The following is a 5,092-nucleotide window of genomic DNA, read 5'->3' as shown; positions in this document are numbered from 1 at the left end:
CAGGGACAGTGAATGTCGTCGTTCGCGCAATCGTAGAGCCAGAAGATGACGACAATAAACTCACCGTGACCAATGAAAATGGTGATATTGACTATTCTCCTGTTACGAATGGAAATGGTGAACTTGAATACCCTCCAATCTCTGCAGACGATAAGGGAGTGATTCGTTTTACCACCAACTCAGAGAATTCGAGTCTCAGCGGTGAATACGTTGTTAAATACAATGAAACCGATCAGTCTTCTGAAGAAGTTGTTGGTGATGTCATCATCCAGCTTACTCATACAAATGGAACCGCATTGGAAGACAGCGTTATCGACCAACTACTGGTAACGGGTGCTGCGTATGAAGGAAATGGACGCTGGATCATCACCAATGAAGCTGCGTTTAGCATTAGTGCACCGCGTGGTTTGGATTTAACGCCTGATGATGAAACGGATGCAAATACAATCAACCAACTTCAGTTGAAAATAGAAACGTTGGTGAGTGATAAAGGTGAGGACGACAACGAACGTTCCCCTAATGAATTCAGATCAACATCGGTTAACCTTGAATTCCCTGAAACGGTTGCTCCTGGTGCGGAAGTTGCGGCCAAGACGACCATTGCTCCAGACAGCGTCATTGATGCGACGGAAGATATTCAGGTCAATCTAGGTGAGCAGTTAGATAGCATCATCACTTTCAGTAACAAAGACGGCTCACAAGATGAAGTGACCATTATTATTGACGATTCCGTCACGATCGATGGCGTGACTTACCCAATCTCAATTGGGGGTGCAGAGGAAGACTTTGTTAATGGGCAATATGTTTTTCAAACTCTTATATCCGAATCAGGCGATGTCGGCTCTTTGAACGGTTTAACGCTAACATTGCCCAAAGATTTTTCGGGTGACTTTAGGCTGCCTATTACGGTTATCACCAAAGATACGACATCAGGCGATACGAACGTTGAAAGTAGCAATGTGATTATCCATGTTGACCCGATTGCCGATGTTGTGGGTAATAATCCCAAAATCACACTAGAGGTGTTGGGATCGCTTGATGATGACATGAATGCCATTGATCAAGATGATAATGGACAGCCTGATAAGGTCGGTTATGAAGACAGCTTTATACAGCTTGACTTAGGTTATCAGCTGGCGGATCAAGTGAGTGGCATAGAAGGTGGTCAAGAAGCACTGTCTACGGTCACTATTACGTTACCAGACAATCCTTCCGTCGGTGCATTTTATGCGCCAGATGGTAGCAAAATCGGTACGACATTAACGTTTGACCCAACTCAAATAAGCAACGGTGCACTAAGTAATATATTGTTTAGAGCAAATCCAAATTACCCCGGGGATGATGACCAAAATGAAGTCACCCTGACTATCACTGGAACCGTGACTGATACCGCTGTATTTGATGAACTTGAACCTACAACGTCATCCGAACACTCGGATACCTTCACAACCACAGCAAGCTTTAACGTTATTCCTGTGGTTGACGATATTGTTGTCACAGACACCGATGGCAACCCATTGGTAGATGAAAATGGTGAGCCAGTAAAAGAGATACAAATAACGACCAATGAAGATCAAGTGGTGTCACTGGGTTCGTTATTATCTCCGGTTGCCATTTCACTGATCGACCTCGACGGCTCAGAGCAATTTGTGTCACTCAAGTTAACGGGAGTGCCTGAAGGGTTTTTCTTATTGGCCGACTCAGGTTACACGGTTAAGAATAACGGCGATGGAGTGTGGAGCGTGAAAATTCCATCGGATGCTGGTGCGTCTGTTGACCTTGGCGCTATCTCTGTTCAACCGCCCAAAAACTTCAGCGGTACCGCAGAATTTGGTATTGCTGTCTTTACCCAAGAATCGTTGCTTGGTGTCCCAACGCTTGCAACCGATTTGCCTAAGTTCGTTTTGGATGTGATGCCAGTTGGTGATGATATTGATGTGGATGCTACAGATTCGGTAGCGGGTTCAGAAGGCATTAATATCGATATTGATATTAACGCGTCGGTGGTCGATAAAGTCGATTCTATCTCGGGAAGTGGAATCTATAGCGAAAACGGCCCAGAGGTCTTGCGCGTTGAGGTGACGGGAGTCCCTGATAACGCGTCTATTTATTATTCTGATGGTACAACACTGGCCACCTTTGATAGTGCAGCCAAAGTATGGACACTGGATATTCCAGCACAGCAACTGGATAAAATCGTCTTCAATTCTGGCGAGCACAATAGTGATGATGGCAGTGTTCTTGGTATTACAAACCCACTGACGATCACGATTCAATCTGTCGATAAAGATGCGGAGAATGGAGAGCATCTTGGTGACCCAGTAACGATTAACGTTGCGCTCGACATCGATCCTATCAATGACCAACCGACGTTTGTGGCTGTCAGTGATCTAGAAACTCAAGAAGATACCACTATCGCGATAAATCAATTTTCTATTGCCGATATTGATGCAATCTACGATGACCCTGATGCCAGCTACACCTTAACGTTAAGCTTCGATGCTGATGTCCACGATGGATTGCTGGAATATGTTTCGTACCCGGGTGTTGACGTGATATTGAATGATGGCAATCAGTTACAACTGAGCGGAAAAGTCGCTGATATAAATGCGGCTTTAGCGGCAGGGAATGTCACTTTCAAACCTGCCGACGATAGTAATGACATTAACTCGGGCAGCGCGATCACCATGACTGCGGTTGTCGCTGACAACGGAAACAACGGTAGTGTCGATTCAAGTGGTACGAGTGCTTCATTGAGCAATCAAACCTCATTTCAGATCAGTGTAACGGAGGTGAATGACCAACCGGTCGTGAATGGCGATACCGTGACTCATATTATCAACGAAGCGGAAGGACAACTCATCAGCGGGATTAGCATCAGTGACCCAGATTATGTTGGCGGCTTTGCCGATGATTTGATGACGGTGACGCTAACTGTCAGCGATGGTGTGTTGTCGGTCAGCTTGCCTACTGGATCGACGCTATCGGTGTCTGGTGATAACAGCGATGCGCTGACGTTAACCGGAACCTTAACCGAACTTAATGCGTTACTGGATAACCCCGAAGACCCAAGCGGTGTCCACATCGATGCCAGCCTTGTCACGGGTAATGCGATTGATTTGCAAGTGGTCGCCAAAGACAGTGGGAATCCATCAGGAATTAGCATTGAAAGCGACCCTGAACAATACAGCATTGCAGTGACTCCGGTGGCAGATGCTCCCACCTTGAGCGTTGACCCCAACTTCAACTACATCAGAAACATAACTGCAAGTCAGACGGCAAGCTCCAATGGCATTGCGATAGTGGGCTTATTAGCCGCATTGACCGACTCTACCGAAGCGTTGACATTACAGCTTTCTGGGTTACCAAATGGGGCTAAGCTAACCAGTGAGAACGGTGAAATAACCCCTAATGCAGGAGTTTGGACGGTAAGCCCTGAGGACATAGAGTCGTTAAAAATCGATAGTGCTCCCGTTGGTGAGCATACTTTAAGCGTCATCGCGGTATCGGAAGAGTCAAATGGAGACACCGCATTCTCTGACCCTGTTAATGTACAGCTTAATGTTGTTCTAGATGCGACGGTGATTAATACATCGAATAAAACAGACGCACAGCAGCTGCTAGGAGAAGGAGAGAACAGCGCTTTAACTTCTGGTAGCGGTGATGATCGTTTAGAAGGTGGCTCAGGTAATGACGTTCTAGTCGGCGGTGCAGGGAATGACATGCTCCTTGGTGGGCAGGGTGATGATACGTTAGAAGGTGGCGAGGGTAACGATACATTAGAAGGTGGCCTTGGTTTCGATGTGCTGACGGGAGGAGCCGGAATGGATACCTTCGTATGGCATGAAATCGATAATGGGGTGACGGACACAATCACCGACTTTCATATTGAAGAGGGCGATAAAATTGATCTTCGAGATGTGTTGCCCGAGTTAAACGCGGAAAATGTCAACATGGAGACGCTACTCGCGCATGTCGACGCTGCGGTTTCTGGTGATGACGTTACGTTGACCATCCACCCTGATGGGGTGGGTTCAGGAGAGCAATCAATATTGATTGAAGACCTTGCACCGCAACTCCAATTAGTGGGCAATGATTCAAGCGATATTCTGTCGGCCTTACTCGATCAACATGTGATTATTCATGAGCTTTGAGGCTAGCTTTGTAGACTGGTTTTTTAGGTTGATGACTCTGTTGACGAGGGTTTTTTGGTAAACAAAACTTAGTCTTGTTTATTTCGGCAATCTTGTTTATTTCGGCAATCTTGTTTATTTCGGCAATAATGTTGTCTGTAATTAAAAAACTGTGAGTTTTGTCAGTAAAAGGCCATGAATTATCATGGCCTTTCTGTTTTATATCTATGGCGGAGAACGCTGCTCATCGTCATCAGAACTATCGTGATGAGTGCGATAGCCTGGGGAATTTAAAGGAATTATGTCGTTAACACACTGTTATCACTCCCGTAGGAGTTACCTACATATCCGTCCGCCGCGGGATCATTTTGCCATTCTTGGTCGTTGATGAGATAGCGAAACTCAAACTGTTTCTCTTTAGGTAGACGAATTTTAGTGGTGAATACTTTTTGGCGGTTGAGCTTCATCGGGGTTGATTGCCACTGGTTAAAATCGCCACACACGGCAATGCTGGTGACTGCTGGATCTTCCTTTGGCCATTGAAACGTCACTTCGACTTCATCTTTTGTTTTAAAATACCGTTTAATAAACATATCTATTCCTATTAGAAGTTAACTACCTAAAACAAAGCAAATTGAATGCCACCCCAAAAGTGCTGTATATCCTATGGACGCTTTTATGCTGCCTCCAAATTTGCATTTATATGGTGCAAAATGGTGCAATTTGGTGCAACTGATTGAGTATCTCGTTTTGCATGATTTTACGTGACTAAACCGGTTCGTCAAGGTGTTCAAACATCGTTTTATTAAAAGAAATAGCAATAGAAATAGATAAAGACAGAGAAATGAGCAATGAGAAGTGAGAAAGAGATAGCGGTACTTAAAAGACAACGTGCCCATATTTGGGCACGTTGTTGAGGGTCTAGTTAATGGCTTTAGGCCTAGAAGCCCATACATACA

At 45.1% G+C, this 5,092-nt stretch carries 2 protein-coding genes; one reads left to right on the top strand and one right to left on the bottom strand.

What is annotated here, in order from left to right:
* Positions 1 to 4,154 (top strand): type I secretion C-terminal target domain-containing protein (locus ACP45E_RS17055; RefSeq protein ID WP_141707386.1); only part of this gene is annotated, 4,154 nt, incomplete at its 5' end.
* Between the two features lie 278 nt (positions 4,155 to 4,432).
* Here ACP45E_RS17055 and ACP45E_RS17050 read toward each other — a convergent pair.
* On the bottom strand, positions 4,433 to 4,726 hold the full coding sequence (locus ACP45E_RS17050; protein WP_017037685.1) for an isoamylase early set domain-containing protein: 294 nt from the start codon (positions 4,724 to 4,726) through the stop codon (positions 4,433 to 4,435).
* Between the last annotated feature and the right edge of the window lie 366 nt (positions 4,727 to 5,092).

It is taken from the genome of Vibrio genomosp. F10 str. 9ZD137 (assembly GCF_049974785.1).
GTDB lineage: Bacteria > Pseudomonadota > Gammaproteobacteria > Enterobacterales > Vibrionaceae > Vibrio.
Note: the sequence above shows the minus strand (reverse complement) of the source record. Positions and strands in the feature narration are given on the sequence as shown.

Coding starts and splice junctions, on each gene's coding strand:
- ACP45E_RS17050 (WP_017037685.1), bottom strand. CDS start 4,726: ATGTTTATTAAACGGTATTTTAAAACAAAAGATGAAGTCGAAGTGACG.